17 protein-coding genes and 1 tRNA gene are annotated in these 21,088 nt (G+C 63.7%); 5 read left to right on the forward strand and 13 right to left on the reverse strand.

What is annotated here, in order from left to right; translation table 11 throughout:
* Window position 1 precedes the first annotated feature (1 nt).
* Window positions 2-1,786, reverse strand: coding sequence for a hypothetical protein (locus CFE28_11155; GenBank protein ID OYU70497.1), 1,785 nt, complete (start codon window positions 1,784-1,786; stop codon window positions 2-4).
* A 282-nt stretch (window positions 1,787-2,068) separates the two neighbouring features.
* Between CFE28_11155 and CFE28_11160 the strand changes: the two genes are divergently transcribed.
* From CFE28_11160 to CFE28_11170, 3 genes are read left to right on the forward strand one after another with little or no spacing between them, the layout of a single operon-like run.
* On the forward strand, window positions 2,069-3,475 hold the full coding sequence (locus CFE28_11160) for a hypothetical protein (GenBank protein ID OYU70498.1): 1,407 nt from the start codon (window positions 2,069-2,071) through the stop codon (window positions 3,473-3,475).
* Window positions 3,472-4,416, forward strand: a complete 945-nt coding sequence (locus tag CFE28_11165; GenBank protein OYU70499.1) for a hypothetical protein — start codon at window positions 3,472-3,474, stop codon at window positions 4,414-4,416. Before CFE28_11160 ends, CFE28_11165 begins: the two co-directional genes overlap by 4 nt.
* 11 nt (window positions 4,417-4,427) lie before the next feature.
* Window positions 4,428-5,408, forward strand: coding sequence for a transglutaminase (locus tag CFE28_11170; protein OYU70500.1), 981 nt, complete (start codon window positions 4,428-4,430; stop codon window positions 5,406-5,408).
* Window positions 5,409-5,469: 61 nt separating this feature from the next.
* Here the strand turns inward: CFE28_11170 and CFE28_11175 are convergent, their stop codons facing one another.
* The 3 genes from CFE28_11175 to CFE28_11185 form a co-directional block, all read right to left on the reverse strand.
* Window positions 5,470-8,232 carry a hypothetical protein gene (locus CFE28_11175; protein OYU71677.1) on the reverse strand — a complete coding sequence of 921 codons (2,763 nt, stop codon included), beginning with the start codon at window positions 8,230-8,232 and terminating at the stop codon, window positions 5,470-5,472.
* 496 nt (window positions 8,233-8,728) lie between these two features.
* The gene (locus CFE28_11180; protein OYU70501.1) at window positions 8,729-10,324 is read right to left on the reverse strand and encodes an amidohydrolase; all 1,596 of its coding nucleotides are present in this window, start codon (window positions 10,322-10,324) and stop codon (window positions 8,729-8,731) included.
* Between the two features lie 281 nt (window positions 10,325-10,605).
* Window positions 10,606-10,680 (reverse strand) — tRNA-Lys (locus CFE28_11185).
* 164 nt (window positions 10,681-10,844) lie between these two features.
* On the opposite strand from CFE28_11185, the gene CFE28_11190 reads away from it, so the two are divergent.
* Complete coding sequence (locus CFE28_11190) at window positions 10,845-11,357, forward strand: hypothetical protein (protein OYU70502.1); 513 nt, start codon at window positions 10,845-10,847, stop codon at window positions 11,355-11,357.
* A 1-nt stretch (window position 11,358) separates the two neighbouring features.
* On the opposite strand, the gene CFE28_11195 is transcribed toward CFE28_11190, so the two are convergent.
* Complete coding sequence (locus CFE28_11195) at window positions 11,359-12,471, reverse strand: tRNA guanosine(34) transglycosylase Tgt (GenBank protein OYU70503.1); 1,113 nt, start codon at window positions 12,469-12,471, stop codon at window positions 11,359-11,361.
* A 3-nt stretch (window positions 12,472-12,474) separates the two neighbouring features.
* Entirely contained in the window at window positions 12,475-13,521 is a 1,047-nt protein-coding gene (locus CFE28_11200) for a tRNA preQ1(34) S-adenosylmethionine ribosyltransferase-isomerase QueA (GenBank protein OYU70504.1), read from the reverse strand.
* Window positions 13,522-13,587: 66 nt separating this feature from the next.
* On the opposite strand from CFE28_11200, the gene CFE28_11205 reads away from it, so the two are divergent.
* A complete protein-coding gene (locus CFE28_11205) occupies window positions 13,588-14,553 on the forward strand; it encodes a hypothetical protein (GenBank protein OYU70505.1) in 966 nt (321 codons plus the stop codon).
* Here CFE28_11205 and CFE28_11210 read toward each other — a convergent pair.
* The 7 genes from CFE28_11210 to CFE28_11240 all read right to left on the reverse strand — a co-directional run bounded on the left by CFE28_11210 (window position 14,550) and on the right by CFE28_11240 (window position 21,059).
* Window positions 14,550-15,107, reverse strand: a complete 558-nt coding sequence (locus CFE28_11210) for a phosphohydrolase (GenBank protein OYU70506.1) — start codon at window positions 15,105-15,107, stop codon at window positions 14,550-14,552. The genes CFE28_11205 and CFE28_11210 overlap by 4 nt on opposite strands.
* Window positions 15,104-15,565, reverse strand: a complete 462-nt coding sequence (locus tag CFE28_11215; GenBank protein OYU70507.1) for a peptidylprolyl isomerase — start codon at window positions 15,563-15,565, stop codon at window positions 15,104-15,106. Before CFE28_11215 ends, CFE28_11210 begins: the two co-directional genes overlap by 4 nt.
* Complete coding sequence (locus CFE28_11220; GenBank protein OYU70508.1) at window positions 15,565-16,431, reverse strand: peptidylprolyl isomerase; 867 nt, start codon at window positions 16,429-16,431, stop codon at window positions 15,565-15,567. Before CFE28_11220 ends, CFE28_11215 begins: the two co-directional genes overlap by 1 nt.
* A 51-nt stretch (window positions 16,432-16,482) precedes the next feature.
* A complete protein-coding gene (locus CFE28_11225) occupies window positions 16,483-16,995 on the reverse strand; it encodes a pantetheine-phosphate adenylyltransferase (GenBank protein OYU70509.1) in 513 nt (170 codons plus the stop codon).
* Between the two features lie 87 nt (window positions 16,996-17,082).
* On the reverse strand, window positions 17,083-19,875 hold the full coding sequence (locus CFE28_11230; protein OYU70510.1) for a DNA gyrase subunit A: 2,793 nt from the start codon (window positions 19,873-19,875) through the stop codon (window positions 17,083-17,085).
* A 190-nt stretch (window positions 19,876-20,065) separates the two neighbouring features.
* Window positions 20,066-20,557: a single-stranded DNA-binding protein gene (locus tag CFE28_11235; protein ID OYU70511.1), complete on the reverse strand. Its 492-nt coding sequence runs from the start codon at window positions 20,555-20,557 to the stop codon at window positions 20,066-20,068.
* Between the two features lie 115 nt (window positions 20,558-20,672).
* A complete protein-coding gene (locus CFE28_11240; protein OYU70512.1) occupies window positions 20,673-21,059 on the reverse strand; it encodes a hypothetical protein in 387 nt (128 codons plus the stop codon).
* Window positions 21,060-21,088 lie beyond the last annotated feature (29 nt).

The raw sequence follows: 21,088 nt of genomic DNA on the forward strand, positions 1-21,088 counted from the left end.
GTCAAAAGCTCTGACCTATGCTGAGATAGATCTGGAAGCTGGGATCATTGGAGCGCGGATTGAGCGGCACGGCGATGTCGACACGGATGGGCCCGAAGCCCAGGTCATAGCGCACCCCGAAGCCCGCCCCCAGACTGAGGTTCTTGCCATCGGGAATCTGGTCCGAGCCAATGGAGCCCGCATCGACAAATCCCACCAGGCCCCAGCGCTGCCCGATCTTCTGGCGTAACTCGGCGGAGGCCTCAACAAGAGCAAGGCCGCCCTGGGGAGTGTTGTCCGCCAGAACCGGCCCGACCCCTTGATAGGTATAGCCCCGCACCGAACCGCCGCCGCCGGCATAGAAGCGGCGGGAAGCCGGCACATCCGGAATGGCGCCGCCCAGGATCGCGCCCACCTTGAGACGGCCGGCGAGGACCGTGCGGCCCTTGGGATCAAAGGGCAGGTAGGCGCTGCCCTGGCTCTGCATTTTCAGGTACGGCAGGGTGGAATCCCCGCTGATCAGGGTAGGCTCCACCCGGGCCTCAAGCCGCCAGCCCCTCTTGGGATCCAGGGGATCATCTGAGCGGTCGAGCGCCATGGCGCCCAGAAGGGCTGCTGCGATCTGCGAGCGCCCCAGTCGGGCCAGGGAGCCGGCGGAAACCTCGCGGGTGCGGCTGTAGTCGAGGGACGCGCCAAGAGTGACATAGGAGGTGCGGTCAAACTTGCGTTCAACGTCCAGGCTCGTGCCGACGCCGGTCTCCTGATAGGCCGAGGTCAGCTGCTGATAGACGAAGGCCGAGCCCTTGAGGGTCTGGCGGGCCCTCTGCCAGTGCGGCAGGCTGATATCGACCCCCAGTCGGCTGTCTATGGTCGAGGCCCTTGCAAAGACCGAAGTGGTGTCGCCGCGGCGGAACTGGTTGTAGCGGGTCCAGCGGGCGTCGCCGCCAGCGCCCTCGCTGGTGGAATAGCTGGCGCCCAGCTCCAGCCGCCGGTAGGCGCGGTCAGCCAGACTGACAATGACCGGCCTCAGGCCGTTGGCGTCAGCCTGCTCCCTTGGCGCCAGGGCGACGGTGACGGACTCATAGACGCCCGTGTCGAGCAGCCGCCGCTCAAGTTCGCCCACATCGTCAGGGTCGTAGACGTCACCTGACTTCCAAGGCGCCAGATGACGCAGCCATTTGGGCTCGCTCTGGGATGGGCCGGTAATGTCCAGGCCGCCCAGGTGGACAAGACTGCCCGCAGCAATCCTGAAATCCGGACGAACCGTGCGGTCGGCATGGTCGACGATGACCTCCCGAGGCGCAGCGGCCACATCGGCATAGCCCCGCTTCTGGACAGCTGCGACGATCCGGCCTTCAGCGCTGACCACATCGGCTGCGCGACCGGCCTGACCATCGGCCAGACCCATGACCGCCTCGGCCGCCCGCTGCACCGGCTCGGCCGGCGGCGCGTCGACCCAATCGACCCTGGGATCGGCGATTCGGAATCTCTGGCCCGGCCTGATCTTCACCACGGGCTGGGATGGCTCGGTTTCAGTGACCGTCGGCTCGACTTCGCTGCCGTAATAGCCTTCAGACCTCAGGACCGCGGTGGCGTCATCGGCGGCCTCGCGGGCGCGACGGCGGGCCTCGAACCGGCTGGTGACGGGACGATCGGTCTGACCGATGGCGTCGGTGATTTTCGATTTCAGGGCCGCCTTCATGGCCCCTTCGACAGCGGCCTTCGGCTGCGCCGCGCACGCTGTTTCGGCCGCAGCCTGTGCGCAGAGAGCCGCAAGGGCGGCGCCAGCAAGGGCCAGTCGTCCCAAAGTCCAAATCCTTATGCGCCCCGCCCTAGGTGTAGCGCGCCGACACAGGTTATGTCACCCGACTGTGAGCATGCGGATGCTTTTCCATTGGGCAGAAGTCTGCCCAAATGATAGGCGCCCATCAGGTAGAGCCCTGTCTCGGGCGAATTTCCCGGTCGCACAGCGGCGCGGTTTCTAAGGTCGTCCTGCACGCAAACTGCGGGAGGCGAGTTCACGGTGGGGTACAGGGTGGCGATAGCAGGACGGTCAAATGCGGACTCAACGCCTCTGCCCTATGATGAAATGCTCACGGCCGATGGCCTTGTGCGACCTCACTACAGCGCCCTCGACCAGAGGGTGGCGGCCCTGGGCGACCAGGAGCTGGCGGACCGCCAGAGGACCCTGGAGCGGTTCTTCCTGCTTCAGGGCATAACCTTCACGGTCTATGGGGGCGAGAGCTCCACCGAGCGGATCATTCCGACAGACCTGCTGCCCCGGATCATTCCGGCGGAGGAATGGTCGGTGGTCGAAGCGGGTCTGACCCAGCGCCTGCGCGCCCTGAACATGTTCCTGGCCGACATCTATGGCGCCCAGCAGATCCTGATGGACGGCGTGGTGCCGCGGGAACTGATCCTTTCGGCCCCCTCCTATCGCCGGGAAATGCAGAACCTGTTTGTCCCGCACAAGGCCTACGCCAATGTCTGCGGCAGCGACCTGATCCGTCAGCCAGACGGAGCCTTCGCAGTCCTGGAGGATAACCTGCGGGTGCCATCCGGCGTGTCCTACATGCTGGCTAACCGCGAGGCTTCCAAGCGCACCTTCCCTGGCACCTTCCGTCTGGCGGGAGTGCGCGCCATCGACCGTTATCCCGACATGCTGATGTCGACCCTCAAGGGCATGGCGGCGGACTGGCGGCCCAATCCCCAGGTGGTGGTCCTGACCCCCGGGGTCTACAATTCCGCCTATTACGAGCATGCCTATCTGGCCCGCCTGATGGGCGCGCCCCTGGTGGAAGGCCGCGACCTCGTGGTCCACGACAACATGGTCTATATGCGGACCACCACCGGCCTCCGGCGCATCGACGTGATCTACCGCCGGGTGGATGATGACTTCATCGACCCCCTCACCTTCCGTCGGGATTCAAGTCTCGGCGTGGCGGGCCTGTTCAACGCCTATCGCGCCGGCAATGTGGTGATCTGCAACGCCCCGGGCACCGGGGTGGCGGATGACAAGGCTGTCTATGCCTATGTTCCTGAAATCATTAAGTACTACCTCGGCGAAGACGCCATCCTGCCCAATATCGAGACCTATCTCTGTCGCGAACCCGCCCAGCTGAGCCATGTCCTGGCCAATCTCGACAAGCTGGTGGTCAAGGCCGTGGGCGCCTCCGGGGGCTACGGCATGCTGATCGGGCCCCACGCCAGCGCCAAGGAGCGGTCCGACTTCGCCGAAGCTATCAAGGCTGATCCGTCCAACTATATCGCCCAACCTACCATCCAGCTTTCCACCGCGCCCTGCCTGATCGACGGGGCGATCGACGCCCGTCACGTGGACCTGCGGCCCTTCATCCTGTCCGGTGAGAAGATCGTGGTGACACCTGGCGCCCTTACCCGGGTGGCCCTCAAGAAGGGTTCGCTGGTGGTCAATTCCAGTCAGGGTGGAGGGTCCAAGGACACCTGGATTCTCGGCGCCGAGGAGACCCGGCCATGATGCTCGCCCGCGTCGCCGACAGCCTCTACTGGATCGGCCGCTATGTCGAACGGGCCGAGCACATGTGCCGCCTGTCGGACGTCATGCTGAACGCCACCCTCGACCGGACCGATGCGGCCGCCCAGGTCACAAGGAACGTCCAGGCCGCCGTTGGCGACCCGGAAACCGAAGAGGTCCTGACGCCCTATGAAATGGCCAGGTCCCTCGCCCTGAATCGGGAGGATCCGGGCTCCATCACCACCTCCCTGTCCCGGGCCAGGGAAAATGCCAGGCAGGTCCGTGACCAGATCACCACCGAGACCTGGGAACGGCTGAACCTGATCTATCTGCGGGTCACAGGGCCTGGCGCCGCCAAGGCCTTCGAGGACGGCTCGTCCAGCTTCCTGAACGAGATCATCTCGGACCTGCACATGTTCAAGGGCGCCGCCGACGCCACCATGAGCCATGGTGAAGGCTGGGGCTTCCTGATGCTGGGGGCCTATCTCGAGCGCGCCCAGCTGATCGCGCGCCTGCTCAAGGTCTGCTTTGGCGATGAGAAGCAGCCGCCGGTCACCGATCACTCGGCCCTGACTAGCCTGCTGCGGATGGGCTGCGCCCTGGAACCCTATCTGCGGCGCTACACCGCCGACATCCAGCCCAAGCTGATCCTGGAATTCCTGATGTTTGACGCAGACTTCCCGCGATCCCTTCGCTTCACCACAGCACGGATCGCCGATCACCTGGCGGGGCTGAGCGGGTATGTGGACCATTCAAGCCATTCAGGCCCCGAGCGCCTGGCCGGCCGTCTGAAGGCGCGACTGCAATACGCCGATGTGGACAATCTGCAGATCCGCGACGCCAGCCCCATGGTCGGCACGGTTCTGGACGAATGCGCAGGCATCCACTCAGCGATCTATGACACCTTCGTCGCCTATTCCCTTGAAATGCGTCTTCCGGCCTAGGACCTGAACCCATGCTTCTCGAGGTCCGTCACCTGACCGAATACCACTATGCCGACCCTGTGCGCGAAAGCGTCATGGAGGTCTGGATGCAACCCCAGAAGAGCGCCTCCCAGCGCCTGGTCGCCTTTGAACTGGAGCTAGATCCGGCGGCCCAGCTGTTCTCTTACGGCGACGCCTTCGGCAATGCCGTCTACCATTTCGATGTGCCCCAGCCCCACTCGAAGCTGGCCATTGTCGCCCGTTCGACAGTCGAGACCCAGATCCCGGCCCCCCTTCCCGACGCCCTGGACATGGGTGAATGGGACCGGTTGAAGAGCGACTTTGTCCGGGGCGAGAACTTCGACTTCCTGCGGCACCACGGCTTCGCCATAGAGACCGACGCCCTGACCAATTTCGTGATGGAATCCGGGATTGATCGGCTGAGGGCCCGCGACCCCCTCACCGCGGTGCGCCGCATGTCGGAAATCATCTATGAGTCCTTCGCCTATGAGGCCGGCGTCACCGACGCCGAGAGCCCCATCGATCTGGCCCTTAGCGTCAAGCGCGGGGTCTGCCAGGACTTCACCCACATCATGATCGCCATCTGCCGGGCCTGGGGCATTCCGGCCCGCTATGTGTCGGGCTATCTGTTCACCGACCGCCAGCATGGCGACCGCTCGGACCCGGAGGCTACCCATGCCTGGGTGGAGGTCTTCCTGCCGTCCACCCGCTGGATCGGCCTGGACCCCACCAACAATGTCCTGGCCGGAGAGCGCCACATCGCCTGCGCCGTGGGCCGGGACTATAACGACGTTCCGCCATCCCGCGGGGTCTACAAGGGTGAATCCGACAGCCAGCTGGCCGTCGCGGTTTCCGTGGGACGGGCCCGGGCCGCGCACAGCGAGCCGGAATTCATCCGCGTCGCCCAGCCGACCTTCAACCGCAGCGGCCGCCGCCGTCCTGTTCCCGGCGGCATGAATTCCGACCAGCAACAACAGCAGCAACAGCAGTAGCCTCGCCGCTGCTGATGGAAGAACGGGCCCGCCGGACTGTGACCAGTCCGGCGGGGTTCTTCTAGAAGGCCATGCGCAGGCCGACCCGGAAGACACGGCCGAGAACGTCATAGAGGCCGCGATTGGTCTGAAGGTAGCCGACCGTATTCTCTGCACCCAGATTGTTGGGGTTGGAGGTCAGGACAGGGTCCTTGTTGAACACGTTCCGGATCGAGACATAGGCCTCGGTGTCAGCCTTGTTGATCTGGAAGCTGTAGGACGCCGACAGGTCGAAATAGGTCGCCCCGTCTATGTGGTTGTCATTGATGGTGAAGTAGGGCGACACGCTGGCCGGGCAGCCGCTGGTGCATTCGGTGTAGGCGTTGCTGACGACACCGGAGCTGACGCCCCGGGCCGTTCCCGTGAAGGACCAGTCCTCGATCTTGTAGGTAGCCGTCAGGCGATAGATCCAGTCCGGGGTGCTGCCGGAATTGGCGCCGGCCAGGTCGATGTGGGTGACCCCGTCATCGGTGACGTTCTCCATATAATGGGTGGCCTGGGCCCGCAGGCTGAGGTTCCCCTTCAGAGGCTCATAGAGGTCCTCAAGGTCGGCGCGGTAGGAAGCCTCTACATCCAGCCCCCTGGCCGTCAGCTTGTTGAGGTTGGCGTAGTAGAGGTTGATGGTGTTGAGCACGCCCTTGCTGTCATAGACAAGGTTGCTGCAATAGCTCTGGACCTTGTTCAGGAAGCAGTAGTCGGCGGTCTGCTGGGCGGTGACAAAGCTGATCACCCCCTCAACCCGGATGTCATAATAGTCCAGCGAGGCCTGGAAGCCCGGCAGGAAGCGTGGCTGGACCACAACGCCGACACCATAGCCGTCGGCGACCTCGGGCTGGACGGACGGGTTGCCCTGCAGGTTCTGGACGAAGGCGGTCGAGACGCCGTTGATCGACACCGAATTGCTTCGCGCCGTGCCGCTGTCATAGAGCTCGCTCATATTGGCGGCGCGGATATCCCTGGAACGGGAGGCCCGGAAGGTGATGTCGTCAATCGGCGTATAGGTCAGGCCGGCCTTCCAGGTCGTGACCCCGCCCGAGGTGCTGTAATCGGTGTATCGGGCGGCGCCGTTGAAATCCAAACCCTTCATCAGGGGCATGAGGACTTCGACATAAGCCTCCGCCACATCATACTTTCCCTGGGTGACCTTGTAGTTGCCGTACTTCCAGCCCGACGCCTGATACTGAAGCTCGACTGCGCCTCCCATCTGCTCCTTGCGGTACTCCGCGCCAGCGGCGAGGGAGACCGGGCCGGCCCAGTTCTGGAACTCCGAAGAGCGGACATTGAAGGCGAAGACGTCCTGCTTGAACTCCTGGGTGCGGTAGGGCGTGCCCAGCACATAGTTCAGGGCGGCCTGGCTGGCCACGCCGACGCCGAACCGGTTAAGGGGCACACAGCCATTGGTCGGCGCTGTCAGGGTCGAACGGCAGACAATCTGGCCGTTGGCCGGATTGATCACCGCGTCCGTAGCCAGGGCCAGACGGGCATTGTTCCAGGTGGCGGTGAGCTTCTCGTCGGTCTCGGTCTTGCCGTGCTGGTAATAGCTGTCCCAGGTGAGGCTGTGGCCCATCAGGTCCAGGTCGCCCTTGGCCCCGACCACAAAGCGCTCGGTCTTGCGCACATTGGCGCTGCCGGAGGCCGGCATGTCGGCATTGCTTGTGCCCATGGTGAAGGTCTTCAGGCCGCCTGCGGTCATCTGCGCCTTCACCGAGGCTGGCAGATAGGCGTTATCAGCCTGGATCACGATCCCGGTCTGGGTCGGATTGATGTAGTAGCTCAGCCCCTCATACTTGGCGTAGGAGGCCTGGGCGAAGACCTGGACCTTGTCGGTCAGATCGAAGCTGACCCGGCCAAAGAGGCTGTCGCGGTCCTCGTCCGGCGCCAGACTGTTGGTGCCGTTCATGCCCGATGATGAGTACTTCCAGTCACCGCCGACCATCCACTGGCCAGAGACGGCGCCATAGGCCAGCTGATTGACCGCGCCATTGACCCCGAAGTAGGTGCCTTTGAGGGGACCGGCGGTGATCAGACCGCCCGGGGTGTAGGCCGAGATCCCGACATTGTGGGAGACAAGATAGAAGGGCGCTCCGGCCGAGAGGTCGGTATTCCGGATGGCGAAATAGCCCGACTTGTTCCAGTCACGGCTGGTATAGTGGATGCCGTCCTGGGTGACCCGCTCGGCGCTGAACAGGACATGCCCCCGGCCGTCCAGGACCTTGGCGCCCGCCGTGACATTGAATTTCCAGTTGGCGTTGTCGCCATAAGTCGTCTCGCCGTACTCCGCCGTCATTTTCAGGCCGGTATAGGTCTTATCGAGGATGAAGTTCACAACCCCGCCGACCGCATCAGAGCCATAAGCCGAAGACGCCCCGCCAGTCACAACCTCAACCCGCGAGATCAGCGCCTGGGGAAAGGTGTTGGTGTCCACCTGGCCGGTTGAAGCCGAAACCACTGAACGCTGGCCGTCAAACAGGACCAGGGTCCGGCCTGTGCCCAGGGCGCGCAGGTTCAGGGCGCTGATCCCCGCCACACCATTGCTGAGGCCGCCTGATGAGTTCGCCGCTGTCGCACTTCCCGCCACCGATGGCAGGGTGTTCACGAAGTCGGCGATGTTCGCAGCCGCAGCCGCCTTGATCTCTTCCGTGCCCAGCACATTGACCGGCGTCGGGGCGTCATATCCGTCCCTCACCACCCGCGAGCCTGTCACCATGACCTCTTCAAGGTCCGTGGCCTTGACCACCGCATCAGCCGCTTCGGCGGCGTAACTGGCCGTTGCAGCGCCCAGCATGGCGGCAAGGCTGGCAGATGTCAGGATGGAGGCCTTCAGTTTGAAGCGCCGACCGTCAAAGGTGTTGGTTTTCATGATGATTTCCGGACTGGGATGAACGTGAAGTGTTCTCGGCCGAACCCGTGGTCGTGCGTCCTGAAGGTCAGGCTGCGCCTGATCCCAACAGCCGCTCGAACACCGTCACCGGCCTCCGAACCGCCCCGCCGCCTGGCTGATCTGGCTTCTCCCGCAGAGTCCTGCGGAGGACGCGTCAATCAGGCCTAGTCTGGCGCCTCACCCCCAAGCTCTTGCATCGCGGACTCTCATGGTCCTCGATCCGATCCTCAGGCAGACTTGGAAAAACAGGAAAGACCAATTGGAAATCATCTAAATATTCACAAAATTGCCAAATTTATAAACATCATGCCTTTCAAATAGATGCCCATGAAGTCAAGCATCTGAACAAAAAAGGGCGAGCCAATCAGGCTCGCCCTTTCCATAGATATTCTGCCCTTACCTATTTTGGAGCTTCTCCATTGGGATAGGTGATCCCGAGTTGCTCCAAATAGGTCCCGTACTTCTTTGAATTGTAATAGAAGGGCTCCATTTTGGGGCGCATCTTGGCCATGATGTCGGCATTGAGCCAGATGGCCGGCTTGTCGGAAGGCGACAGGACCGGATCGTACTTGGTGTCCTTCAACTGGACGTTCTGGAAGTAATCCTTGGCGTCGGTCACCAGTTTGGGTGTCGTGACAATGTCCAGAACCGTCAGGGCGACGGCCTTTGCGCCGACCACAACACCCTTGTGGGCGATGGGTGTGGCCATGGCCATGGCCGAGGTCACATTGTGCCCGATGGCGTTGGGGATGTTGGAGGGGTAGCGGATGGTGATGGTCGGCACGCTCCACATGACGTCGCCGATATCGTCAGACCCCCCGCCCATCGGCGTTCCCCGGGTGTCCGGCTCGGAAATCGGCGCGACAACGGTCGAAAGCGGCTGGAGCTTGAAGCCCTGGGCCGTCTGGACCCGCTTGGCGAAGGTCTGGTCGTCCTCACTCCACTGCGGCATGCCCACAGCCTTGATGTTGGCGTAGGCGGCGAGGGCCAGGGGCTTGTTGCTGTAATTGGGCGCGGCATAACCCAGCACGCGGCGCTCGACCGTCGTGCCGGTCGCCTGGGCGGCGGCTTCGGAGATGGTATTGCCGAGTTCGTAGAGCTTGCGGATGGAGTCAAAGGTGTTTTCGCGGAAATAGTACCAGACCGAGGCAACACCCGGGACGATGTTCGGCTGTCCGCCCCCATTGGTGATGACATAGTGCGACCTCTGGGTCAGGGGCAGATGCTCCCGCCGCAGGTTCCAGGCCATGTTCATCACTTCCACCCCGTCCAGGGCGCTCAGGCCATCCCAGGGCTGGCCGGCGGCGTGGGCAGTCTTGCCATGGAAGGTGTATTCCACCGAGACCATGCCGTTATTGCCCCCGGGGCCCCAACCGGTTGAGAAGTCACGGCCGACGTGCACGAAGATCGATGCGTCGACCCCTTTGAACATGCCGTCCCGCACATAATAGGCCTTGGTGGCCAGGAGTTCTTCGGCCACCCCCGGCCAGACCATCAGCCGTCCAGGGATCTTGTTCTTCTCCATGACGTCCTTGGCCGAAAGGGCGGCGACGATCATGAGGGGCAGGCCCGAATTATGTCCTTCGCCATGGCCAGGCGCACCTTCAACCATGGGGGTCACGGTCGGCACGCCCGGGTATTGGGAGAGACCCAGCAGGTTATCAATGTCGCTGCCCAGGGCCACCAGGGGACCGCCCTCACCCCAGGTCGCCGTCCAGGCTGTTGGGATACCGGCTGCGCCCCGGGTGATCTTGAAGCCATTCTTCTCGAGAATGCCGGTGAGGTATTCCGAGGTCTTGAATTCCTGAAAGCCCGGTTCGGCATAGCTGAACACCTGGTCGACCATGACCTGGGCCAGTTTGGTACGGGACTCGACACCGGCCACGGCGGCATCGCGCATGGCCTGGGTGGGCTCGGCATGAGCCACGGAAACCGTAGCCGTCAGGGCGGCGAAGGCCGCAGCCCCGAGCAATCTGGACCTCAGTACATTGAACATGGAATTCCCCAGCAATTGACCAACGAAAATTCTGTGCGGGTCAGGGCCCTGCCCCGGCTGCCGTCAGCAATCCGAAGTGAGACGGCCTGAGCCTGTCGCCGACATATGAAATGTGACTCGTCAGATGCTGCAGTGCGAAACTGTGCGCTCAAGCGGCGCCGGGAACAGATTTTGGTCACATTCCTGCAAGGAATTTGAACTCGGGCGCTTGGCGCAGGAGCTCGAAACCTGGGTCGTACCGCACCGCCATGTGTGGACTGCGCCGCCTCGGCAAGGCGGAATGGTAGGCCGGGTGGGGATCGAACCCACGACCACTCGATTAAAAGTCGGGTGCTCTACCGCTGAGCTACCGGCCCTTGGCGCGACGCAGATCATGCGCCGGGCGAAGCGGCGCGGACCATAGGGCCGGGGCCCTGTCGGGGCAAGGGTCTGAGGGAAATCATCGCCGCCGGCCCGGGAAACAGGGCTTTGCCCGCCCCACCCCTTCGCGCTAGGGTGTTGCATGATCCGGCCGCACCTCTTGATCCCTGTTCTTCTGGCCCTGGGTGGATGCGTGACGGCGTCGCCTGATGGTTCCCCCCAGGTCCAGACGGCGTCGCAGGCCCGCCGGGCCGACCTGCCCAGCGCCGTCACCTCGCCTCTGCGGGATGCAAATCTGCTGCAATCCAAGATCCCCGATGTCCTGCTGGCGGCCCTGGACAATCCCTATGGGAGGCCGGCGCGGGTGGACTGCGACTGGGTTGTCGCCGAAATGCTGCCGCTGAACGGCGCCCTGGGGGTTGATCTGGAAGAGCCCGACCTGGATGACCACACCCTGGGCGAGCGGGGCGCTGAAACCGTACTAAGCGCCATTGCCGGCGCGACCTCCGGCGCACTGCCCATGCGGGCCTGGGTTCGGGAACTCTCCGGCGCCCAAAGACATGACAAGGCCATTTCAGCAGCCATTACGGCGGGTCAGATCCGCCGCGCCTATCTGAAGGGCCTGGGCGAAAGCCGGGGCTGCGCGCCGCCAGCCCGCCCCTACGGCCACTGACCTACTTTACCTGACGGTCCCGGAAGTCCTTCACGAAGGCCGCGAACCGCCCCTCGGAAATCGCCAGCCGCATGGCCGCCGTCAGGGCCTGGAAGAATGCGATGTTGTGCCAGGACAGCAGGACCTGGCTGAGTATCTCTTCCGACTTCACCAGATGATGCAGATAGGCCTTGGAATAGTGGCTGGAGGCCGGGCAATCCGAGGTCGGATCCAGGGGCGTATCGTCCTCGGCGAACCGGGCGTTCTTGAGGTTCACCGATCCCTCCCAGGTCCAGGCCTGGCCGTGGCGGCCTGATCTGGTGGGCAGGACACAGTCGAACATGTCGACGCCCCGGGCTACGGCCTCCACCAGATCAATGGGCTTGCCAACACCCATCAGATAGCGCGGCCGGTCGGCGGGCAGCATGGCGGGCGCATAGTCCAGCACCTCACACATGGCCTCATGCCCCTCGCCCACGGCCAGACCGCCCAGGGCGTAGCCGTCAAAGCCGATCTCCATCAGGCGGTCGGCGGACTCCTGTCGCAGGGCCTTGAAGGTCGAGCCCTGCTGGATGCCGAACAGGGCCTGGGTGGGGCGCTCGCCAAAGGCCGCCTTGGACCTGGCGCCCCAGCGGGCCGAGAGCTGCATGGCCGCTGCGGCGGCAGGTTCCTCCGCCGGCCAGGCCACGCACTGGTCCAGCTGCATGACAATGTCCGAGCCCAGATGCTGGGCCTGGATTTCGATGGAGCGCTCGGGCGTCATGATGTGCTTCGAGCCGTCAATATGGCTCTGGAAGGCCACGGCCTCCTCGGTCACCTTGGCGATCTTGGACAGGGACATGACCTGGAAGCCGCCGGAGTCGGTGAGGATCGGCTTGTCCCAACGCATGAACCTGTGCAGGCCGCCCAGCCGCGCCACCCGCTCGGCGCCTGGCCGCAGCATGAGGTGATAGGTATTGCCCAGGATGATGTCGGCCCCCGTAGAGGCCACCTGGTCCACAGTCAGGGCCTTGACCGTCGCCGCCGTACCCACAGGCATGAAGGCCGGCGTGCGGATGTCGCCCCTGGAGGTCTTGAGCACCCCGGTGCGGGCCGCGCCGTCTGTGGCCGAGATTTCGAAGGGAAAGGCGGTCATGGCTTAAGCCCTCCAGAGCAGGCTTGAATCGCCATAGGAATAGAAGCGGTAGCCGGTGTCGATGGCCCGCCGATAGGCCCCCTGCATGACCTCGAGGCCGGCGAAGGCGCTGACCAGCATGAACAGGGTCGACCTGGGCAGGTGGAAGTTCGTCATCAGGCCGTCCGCCACGCGGAAGCGGTAGCCGGGGGTGATGAAGATCGCGGTTTCGTCGGCGAAGGGCCGGACCAGCCCATCTTCACCCGCAGCGCTTTCCACCAGTCGCAGGGAGGTGGTGCCGACACAGACCACACGACCTCCGGCAGCGCGGGCAGAATTGATGGCGTCGGCGGTTTCCGGGGTCACCTCGCCATACTCGGCGTGCATCCTGTGCGTGGAAATGTCGTCGACCTTTACCGGCAGGAAGGTCCCGGCCCCCACATGCAGTCGGACGAAGACGACGCCAACGCCCCTGGCCTTGATCTGCGCCAGCAGGTCCGGGGTGAAGTGCAGGCCGGCGGTCGGGGCGGCCACAGAGCCGTCTGCGGCGGCATAGACGGTCTGATAGTCGACCTTGTCGCGGTTATCCTGGGCCCGCTTGGCGGCGATATAGGGCGGCAGGGGCATGACGCCGACCTCGGCCACCGCAAGATCCAGATCGACGCCGGATCGGTCGAAGGACAGGACGATTTCCCCGCCTTCCCGCTTCTCGATGATGGTGGCCTTCAGCAGGTCGCCGAACACGACCTCATCACCTGACGCAAGTCTCTTGCCAGGTCGCATGAAGGCCGCCCAGACGTTGGGCGCCAGCCTTTGATGCAGGGTGGCCTCGGTCTTGATTCTGGACTCACCCCGGATACGGATTCCGCTCATCCGGGCAGGGATCACCCTGGTGTCGTTTAGGACCAGGATATCCCCGGCGCGCAGCTGGTCTGGCAGATCCGAAACCTTCAGGTCTGCAAGTGGCCGTCCTGGCGACACCAGCAGCAAGCGCGCAGAATCCCGCGGCTCTGCAGGGCGGAGCGCAATGGCCGTTTCGGGCAGGTCAAAGTCAAAATCTGCAAGTTGCATGGGCGGGGGCGTGAAGCGCACGCAAGAGGCCCGGCGTCAAGGCTCCGCTCGTGCTAGAGGGCGGTGATGAGCGTGATTCCAAGAGTGATGCTGCTGGGTCTGGACCTTCTGGCTGTGCTGTTCGGCGCAGGCTGCCTCGTGGCCGCCCTGCTGGCCCAGGGAGGGCGGTTCAACGCCCGACTGGACCTGTTCAGCCACTTCGCCCTGATCTGGCTGTGCGGCGGCCTGGCCGTCCTGCTCTATGGTCTGGTTTCCCAGGGGCCCCGACCGTTCCTGATCGGGCTAGGGCTGGCGACCATGGCGGCGGCCCTTGCCCTGATGGCGCCTGAATACCTCCGCCCCCTGCCGAAGCCTGCGCCAGCGTCTGCTACCGGAACCATAAAGATCATCCAGTTCAACGCCTGGCGGAAGAACGCCGATGTTCAGGCCGATGTGGACTGGCTGATCTCGGAATCCCCGGATGTCATCGCCATTCAGGAACTGACCCCGGAATTCCGGGACGCCCTCATGGCGCGCGGTGGCTATTTCATGACCCGGGGCAGGCTCAGCAGCGCGCTTTTTACAAAGGCCATACCGGTCCAGAGTCCGATCGAGGTGACCCGCCCGGGCCGCGCCTGGCCAGACCTCGCCTCCGCCACCCTGCCCTCTGCTGCAGGGGACTTCACAATGATCGGCATGCACCTGACCTGGCCCACCTATCGCGGCCAGGCTGGCCACAGGGAAACGCTTCTGCAGGCCCTGGAGCGTGTTGACCGGTCAAAGGTCATAACTGTCGGCGACTTCAACCTGACCCCCTGGTCCTTCGCCCTGCAGGACTTTGACCGGCGCAGCGGCATGATCCGCCGCGATCGGGCGATCTTCAGCTGGCCGGGACGCCCCTTCTGGCGCGGACGGCTCAGGGCGCCAGTACCCTTCCTGCCCATTGATCACGTCTATGCCGGATCAGCCTGGCGCACAGTCAGCATTGCCCGCGCCCCCAAGCGGGGATCGGATCACTATCCGCTTGTGGTGGTGCTGGCGCCCGCCAGCTAGGCCAGTTCCGCGATTTCCCGGGCCAGGTTCTCGCGGGCCCCGGCTTCAAAACGCTGCCGCAGATCCGGATCAGGGTAGATGAACCTGGCCTCCAGGAACGTCTTCAGGACAGCCGGACGGCCCATCTTCCAGGCATCATCGGGGACATGGGCGTATTCTTCCCGCACAGCCCTCGCATAGGCGTCATAGGCCTCGGGTTCTGCGCCCAGGATGGCCAGGTCGATGGACACCAGGATCTCACCCAGCCTGTCCTCTTCCTCAACCTCATGTCCTGCGGTCAACAGGATCAGCCGGGCGACTTCCTCACGGGCGTGAATGGAGACGTCGAAATCCCGCAGGTCCCGGCGCGCCATCTCGGCGCTCCGGGCCTCATTGTCCTTGGCCAGCGGGTCGTAGACCGCATCATGCCACCAGATGGCGTAGGTCAGGACCTGACGCTCGCTGTCCATGAGGTCCGGGACCTCGTCCAGAAGCGCCAGGCACTGTTCTATGTGCCGGCGCGTGTGATAGCGCCGGTGAGGCTCTGCATAGGCGGCCTCAAGGGACGGGGTCACGCGTCCGCCGCGACCTTCATGGACACGATCTTGCCGGGAGCCCGCGGGGGCTCGCCCTTGGGCAGGGCGTCCACATGATCCATGCCCTCAACCACTTCGCCCCAGACGGTGTACTGGCCGTCCAGGAAGGTGGCGTCGTCGAAGCAGATGAAGAACTGGCTGTTGGCCGAATTCGGGTTGGCGGTCCGCGCCATGGAGCAGACGCCCCGGATGTGCGGCTCGCGGGAAAATTCTGCAGGCAGGTTGGGCTTGGACGAGCCGGAGGTGCCGGTGCCGGTCGGATCACCGCCCTGGGCCATGAAGCCCGGGATCACCCGGTGAAAGACCACGCCGTCATAAAAGCCCTCGCGGGCCAGTTCCTTGATGCGGGCCACATGCTGGGGCGCCAGGTCGGGCCGGAGCTTGATGGTCACTGTTCCGGCTTCGAGGGCCATGTGTATCGTGTTTTCGGGATCCATTACTTTACCTCCGATGGGATTTGAATGGCGCAGGCCGTGAAGTCGGCGCCCATTTGATTGCGGACGCGGGCCACCTCGGCTGCGAACCATGCGCTGCGCGGATCGATTACCTTGACCTTGGGACGGGTGGCTGCGGGCATGTCGGCCAGGATCTGGACCTTGACCATCTTGTCCCTGGGTTCTTCCACGGGCTCGCCGGTCTTGATGGCCCGGATGGCGTCAATGCCGGAGATCATCCGGCCAAAGGCTGTGTAGCGCTTCTCCAGGGATGGATAGGCCTGACGCATGAGGAAGAACTGGCTGTTGGCGCTGTCTGGCTCGCCGCCCCGGGCCATGCCGGCGACGCCCGGGCAATAGAGCGCCCAACCGGAAACCTTGTTGTCAGCGGTCATGGCCATCAGCATGCTGCTCTGGGTCATGACCGGCAGGGCGCCGAGGAAGCCGATGTCGGCCACGGTCTGATCGGCCACCTGGACAAACGGAGTCTGCGCCCCACGGCGGAAGGTGAACTCGGCGGCCAGGTCAGGCTGGTCGGAGCCGCCGGTGCCATCTTCCTTCGGGTCGCCCGTCTGGGCCATGAACAGGTCAATCACCCGGAAAAAGCTGCGGCCGTCATAAAAGCCCTTACGGACGAGGCCCTTGATCCGCTCCACATGCTTGGGGGCGACCTCCGGGCTGAGTTCCACCACCATCCGGCCCTTTGTGGTGTCAATCACCATGAGGTTCTCGGGATCAGGCGACCGCCAGTCGCCGGCGGTTGGCGGACCAGACGGCCCCTGGGCCACTGGCGCCGGCGGCGGTGCGGCGCAGGCCGCGCTGGACAGGGTCAGGGCCGCGATGGCCGCGATGGATAGCGATCGGATCATGGAGTCACTCGTATGGAAGACGAACGCGAACGTCCAATCTGGAGCGGGACTTTAGCCGTTTTGAGGCGGAGTCCGGCCAACCTTGGCCAGCAGGGCTTCCTTGACCCGGGGACTGACGAACTTGCTCACATCTCCGCCCAGAAGGGCGATTTCCTTGACCAGCTTCGAGGCGATGGCCTGATGCCGGGGATCGGCCATCAGGAACACGGTCTCGATCTCGCGATCCAGTTGCTGGTTCATGGCGGTCATCTGGAACTCGAATTCAAAGTCAGACACGGCGCGCAGGCCGCGGACAATGACATTGGCACCGATATGCCGGGCAAAATGCATGGTCAGGCCTTCGTAGGGCATGACAACAATTTCGGTGGATCCGCTCAGGGCTGCAGCTTCGGCTTCGACGATAGCGACACGCTCGTCGAGGCTGAACATGGGCCCCTTGCCGGTATTGATGGCCACGCCGAGGACAAGCTTGTCCACCAACTTGACCACCCGACCAATGATGTCGGTATGGCCATTGTGGATGGGATCAAACGTCCCGGGATAAAACCCAATGCGGGTCGCCATGTGACCTGATCCCCAACTGGTTCTTATCTGGCGTTTCGCCGTCCTGCGACAGATTGGCAAGTGCAAACTTGCCAGGGGCGAACACGATTATGCGTCCGGCGCTCCGGAAACGTCCTCGCCCTCACCGCCAGCATCACCGTCATCCTCATCGCCGCCCTGGTCTGCAAGGCGCTCAACAGAGACGACATGCTCGTTTTCGGCTGTACGGAAGATGGTGACGCCCTGGCTGTTACGGCCGACGACGCGAACCTGGGACACCGGGGTACGGATCAGTTGCCCCTGGTCCGTGACCAGCAGGATCTCGTCATGCTCGTCCACAGGGAAGGAAGCCGCCAGGCGGCCGCCCTTCTTGGAGAGGTCCTGGGCCAGCAGCCCCTGCCCGCCCCGTCCGGTGCGACGGAATTCATACGCAGATGTCCGCTTGCCGAAGCCTTCGGTAGAAACGGTGAGGATCTGTTCCTCTGCGGCGCCCAGCTCGGCGATCCGCTCCAGACTCAGGGAGGCCATATCCTCGCCTTCGGCCTCTTCGTCGTCGGTCGGCGCCGATGTTTCTTCGGCCTCTCCGGAATCCGCGCCCAGTTCGGCCCGACGCATGGCGTTGGCATGCTTCACATAGGCGGCCCGCTCGGCGGCGGTCGCATCCACAGACCGCAGTACGGCCATGGAGATCACCTGATCGGTGTCGGCCAGTCGTATGCCCCGCACCCCGGTGGATTCCCGGCCGGCGAAGACCCGGACCTCTTCCGTGGCGAAGCGGATGCAACGGCCCAGGGCCGTGGTCAGAAGTATGTCATTCTGGGCCGCATTGCAGAGCCCCACGCCGATGATGGAGTCGCCGTCATCCAGCTTCATGGCGATCTTGCCGTTCCGGTTGATCTGCACGAAGTCCGACAGCTTGTTCCGGCGCACGCCCCCCGACTGGGTGGCGAACATGACGTCGAAGCGATCCCAGGTGGCCTCATCCTCTGGCAGGGGCAGGATGGAAGTGATGGTTTCGCCGGGCTCGATCGGGAACAGATTGATGAAGGCCTTGCCCCGCGAAGTCGGCGTGCCGACCGGCAAACGCCAGACCTTCAGCTTGTAGACCTTGCCGCCGGACGAGAAGAACAGCATGGGCGTATGGGTCGAGGCCGAGAAGACCCGGGTGACGGCGTCCTCGTCCTTGGTCGACATGCCCGACCGGCCTTTTCCGCCCCGGTGCTGGGTGCGGTAAGTGACCAGGGGCGTCCGCTTCACATAGCCGCCGTGGGTCACGGTGATGACCATGTCCTCCCGGGCGATCAGGTCTTCGTCTTCCACGTCGGCGTCGCCGTCGACGATTTCCGTGCGGCGGGGAACGGCATAGGCCTCGCGGACCTCGACAAGTTCGGACCGGACAATGGCCATGATGTTTTCGCGGGACGACAGGGTCGTCAGGTGGCCCTGGATCAGGTCGGCCAGGCTGCGCGCCTCGCCAAAGATCTCATCCCGGCCAAGGCCGGTCAGTCGCGACAGGGTCAGGGCCAGGATGGCGCGGGACTGCTCATCGGTAAGGCGGATGTTACCGCCGTCCACGACGAAGCTGCGCGGGTCGGCGATCAGCTCCACCAGGGGCAGCATGTCGCCCGCCGGCCAGTCGCGGGCGACGAGGCGCTCACGGGCCTCTGCCGGATCCTTTGAGGACCGGATGATATGGATGAACTCGTCGATATTGGCGACGGCGATGGCCAGACCGACCAGGACGTGGCCGCGATCGCGGGCCTTGCTCAGTTCGAACTTGATCCGGCGGACCACCACTTCTTCGCGGAAGTCCACGAAGGCGACAATCATGTCCCGAAGGCCCATCTGCCGCGGACGCCCGCGATCCAGGGCCAGCATGTTGACGCCGAACGAGCTCTGCAGGGGCGTAAAGCGATAGAGCTGGTTCAGGACAACGTCGGCCGATGCGTCGCGCTTGAGCTCGACCACGACACGCATGCCGTCGCGGTCGCTTTCGTCCCGCAGGTCGGCGACGCCTTCAATACGCTTTTCACGGACCAGTTCGGCGATCCGCTCGACAAGTGAGGCCTTGTTCACCTGGAAGGGGATGGCCGTGATGATGATGGCTTCCCGGTCCTTGCGGATATCCTCGATCGCCGCCTTGCCGCGGATGATGACGGGACCTCGCCCGGTCATCAGGGCGTTGCGCGCACCGGTCCGGCCGATGATTTCGCCGCCGGTCGGGAAGTCCGGCCCGGGAACAATGTCCAGCAGCTGGTCGAGGCCGATTTCCGGGTCATCGACATAGGCCAGGCAGGCGTCGACGATCTCACCCAGATTGTGGGGCGGAATATTGGTGGCCATGCCGACGGCGATACCCCCCGCCCCGTTCACCAACAGGTTGGGAATGCGCGATGGCAGGACAACGGGCTCGGACTCCGAGCCGTCATAGTTTTCCTTGAAGTCGACGGTTTCCTTGTCGAGGTCCGCCAGAATGGACATGGCGGCCTTGGTCAGGCGGCACTCGGTGTATCGCATGGCGGCGGGCGGATCATTGTCCACCGAGCCGAAATTGCCCTGACCGTCGATCAGCAGCAGACCCATGGAGAAGGGCTGGGCCATGCGGACCAGGGTGTCATAGATCGCGACGTCGCCGTGGGGGTGATATTTACCCATGACGTCGCCGACCACACGGGCCGATTTCACGTAGGAGCGATCAGGGGTGTGGCCCTGCTCATTCATCGAAAACAGGATCCGGCGGTGAACCGGCTTGAGGCCATCGCGCACGTCGGGCAGGGCCCGGCTGACAATGACGCTCATGGCGTAGTCGAGGTACGAGCGCCTCAGCTCATCCTCAATCGCAATAGGGGCTATACCCCCCTGCCGACCGTCCAGAGACGGGGTGTTTTGATCATCACTCAAGGGAAAGGTAAGCCCTTAGAATCGGACAGAAATTCGTCCCCCCTTGTTAGCATTCGCCGACCTGAAAGACCAACAGGACTCCGGACCAGGATCAATTCATCCACAAGCCATCCACCGCTGATCCCCAGTTGCGGGGCTCAGCGGGAGGAAAATCCGGGATATCTTGAGAAATCCAGCGCTTAGGCGAAGCCTAGAACGGGATTTCGTCGTCCAGATCGGCCGAGAAGTCTTCCCTTGGGCCAGAGCCCGGATTGGCCCGGCCGCCGCCAAAGCCTCCGCCGCCTCCGGCATAGTCGCCGCTATCGCGGCTGCCGCCGGCGTCATCACCGCCGCGACCGCCCAGCATGGTCAGTTCGCCACGGAACTTCTGCAGGACGATTTCCGTCGAGAACTTCTCGACGCCCGACTGGTCGGTCCATTTGCGGGTCTGGATCGAACCCTCAATGTAAACCGTGGAGCCCTTTTTCAGATAGTTTTCCGCCACCTTCACCAGGTTCTCGTTGAAGATCACCACCCGGTGCCACTCGGTCTTTTCCTTGCGCTCGCCCGAAGTGCGATCCCGCCAGGACTCAGACGTCGCAATGCGCAGGTTTGCGACGCGATCACCCGATCCCAGGCTGCGAATTTCAGGGTCGGCGCCGAGATTGCCCACCAGAATGACCTTGTTGACGCTTCCCGCCATGAGACTTTCCTGTCGTTTCCGTAGTTTTCAAACCAGATCAGGCTAATCAAGGGCTACCCCTTGATCAACCAAAATGTTCTATCTTCGTTCCTGTCGTTGAACCTTGCGCTGCGGCCTACTGGGCGATGGCGGTCGGCAGGGTCAGACGGCCGTCGCCGGTGCGGACCAGGGCCAGGTACCTGTGTGACTCCATGGTCGGCGCCGTGAATATGCCGTCCGGCTGCAGGAAGATGAAATTGCCCTGATAGGCGCCCACCAGCATGCGCTGCGAACCGCCCATAGACAGGAACTGCAGGCGCATGGCCTCAAGCGCCGCTGCGCAGTGCTCCAGATCCTTCTGGGTCGACGGCATCCTGTTGTATTTCAGGGTTCCGTCCTTCAGGGGCTGCACATGATAGCAGACATTGGGATCGCCAGGCGGACGGGTCTTGGCGGCGCAGGCGCTCAGCCCCAGGGCGGCGACCGCGAGGGCAAGGCAGGAAACCGTCTTCAGTGCAGTCATGGCGAAGGCCTATCAGGAAAAGTCGGTCA

The sequence above is a fragment of the Alphaproteobacteria bacterium PA2 genome, from assembly GCA_002256425.1.
Lineage (GTDB): Bacteria > Pseudomonadota > Alphaproteobacteria > Caulobacterales > Caulobacteraceae > Phenylobacterium.

Excerpts from the sequence above, each read along its gene's own strand:
- CFE28_11215 (OYU70507.1), bottom strand. The coding sequence starts at position 15,565 with ATGGATCCCGAAAACACGATACACATGGCCCTCGAAGCCGGAACAGTG.
- CFE28_11180 (OYU70501.1), bottom strand. The coding sequence starts at position 10,324 with ATGTTCAATGTACTGAGGTCCAGATTGCTCGGGGCTGCGGCCTTCGCC.
- CFE28_11225 (OYU70509.1), bottom strand. The coding sequence starts at position 16,995 with ATGGCGACCCGCATTGGGTTTTATCCCGGGACGTTTGATCCCATCCAC.
- CFE28_11200 (OYU70504.1), bottom strand. The coding sequence starts at position 13,521 with ATGCAACTTGCAGATTTTGACTTTGACCTGCCCGAAACGGCCATTGCG.
- CFE28_11165 (OYU70499.1), top strand. The coding sequence starts at position 3,472 with ATGATGCTCGCCCGCGTCGCCGACAGCCTCTACTGGATCGGCCGCTAT.
- CFE28_11195 (OYU70503.1), bottom strand. The coding sequence starts at position 12,471 with ATGACCGCCTTTCCCTTCGAAATCTCGGCCACAGACGGCGCGGCCCGC.
- CFE28_11160 (OYU70498.1), top strand. The coding sequence starts at position 2,069 with ATGCTCACGGCCGATGGCCTTGTGCGACCTCACTACAGCGCCCTCGAC.
- CFE28_11170 (OYU70500.1), top strand. The coding sequence starts at position 4,428 with ATGCTTCTCGAGGTCCGTCACCTGACCGAATACCACTATGCCGACCCT.
- CFE28_11240 (OYU70512.1), bottom strand. The coding sequence starts at position 21,059 with ATGACTGCACTGAAGACGGTTTCCTGCCTTGCCCTCGCGGTCGCCGCC.
- CFE28_11175 (OYU71677.1), bottom strand. The coding sequence starts at position 8,232 with ATGCTGGGCGCTGCAACGGCCAGTTACGCCGCCGAAGCGGCTGATGCG.
- CFE28_11205 (OYU70505.1), top strand. The coding sequence starts at position 13,588 with ATGAGCGTGATTCCAAGAGTGATGCTGCTGGGTCTGGACCTTCTGGCT.
- CFE28_11220 (OYU70508.1), bottom strand. The coding sequence starts at position 16,431 with ATGATCCGATCGCTATCCATCGCGGCCATCGCGGCCCTGACCCTGTCC.
- CFE28_11235 (OYU70511.1), bottom strand. The coding sequence starts at position 20,557 with ATGGCGGGAAGCGTCAACAAGGTCATTCTGGTGGGCAATCTCGGCGCC.